Genomic DNA, 898 nt, shown 5'->3' on the forward strand with positions numbered 1-898 from the left:
CAACGCCGAATCCCTCCCCACCGACCCCGCCCACTCCGAGACCCCGGAGCCCCCGGAGCACACCGTAGGCGCCCGGAACAGCCAGGACGCCGAGGCGGCCGAGGACAGCCGGGACGCCCGTCACGGTGAGCACACCGACCCCGACAATTTCGTCGACCATGCGGGAACCGGCGACACCGAGGAGGCCACTCCTGAGGTAGACGCCGATGCCGATGTAGCCGCAGAGGCCGATGTCGATAGCGCCGACCTGGCAGCCGGCCCCCGCACCGTGCAGTTCGGCGATGACGCGACCGGACGCGCGCAGGCGAAGCGCACACAACGCAGCGCATCGCCGCAGGAGCCGCAGCAGGGCGAGTCACAGCGGAGCAGCTCGCCGAAGTGGCAGGAGCCGCCGTCGTGGCGGTCCCGGTGGAGCGAGTGGCGATCATCTGATCCTCCCGGGGATACCTGTGCCCCTCACACCCACGCCGGGCCTCGGCCTGCGGGGGACTGCCACCATGCGCAGGCCACGTGTGAAGACGACGGCCGCCAGCACCAGTGGCACGACCGTGGCGCGTGCGGGTGCGGGGACAGCGCGCGGTGCTCGACCGCCGCGCCAGGAACACCGGGGACACTGCGGGGCGCGCAGCAACCAGAGCCAGAAAGGCCACCGGGAGCAGAACCGGGGACGCCACCGGGGGCAGCGGGGGCAGCGGCCGGAGGTCTGGCGGGAGATCAGGTGGGGGCGAGGCTGGGCGCGGCGTTGAGGACCGCGTGGGGGACGGCGCCGGGGTTGCTGCTGGCGACCGGGCAGGTGCTGCCCATCTCCAGCCTGCACCGGCTGGCCCGCACCTCCACCCTCGTGCGCCTGGTCATGGACGCCGAGGGACAGGTCCTCGACATGGGCCGCAAGGTCAGA

At 72.9% G+C, this 898-nt stretch carries 2 protein-coding genes; one reads left to right on the plus strand and one right to left on the minus strand.

Annotated features, from left to right (window positions below; translation table 11 throughout):
* The coding region (locus tag AAH991_RS40130; RefSeq protein ID WP_346231191.1) for a hypothetical protein at nucleotides 1-319 on the minus strand (319 nt) is incomplete at its 3' end.
* 399 nt (nucleotides 320-718) lie between these two features.
* Here AAH991_RS40130 and AAH991_RS40135 point away from each other — a divergent pair.
* The coding region (locus AAH991_RS40135; protein ID WP_346231192.1) for a hypothetical protein at nucleotides 719-898 on the plus strand (180 nt) is incomplete at its 3' end.

Source organism: Microbispora sp. ZYX-F-249, assembly GCF_039649665.1.
Classification (GTDB): domain Bacteria; phylum Actinomycetota; class Actinomycetes; order Streptosporangiales; family Streptosporangiaceae; genus Microbispora; species Microbispora maris.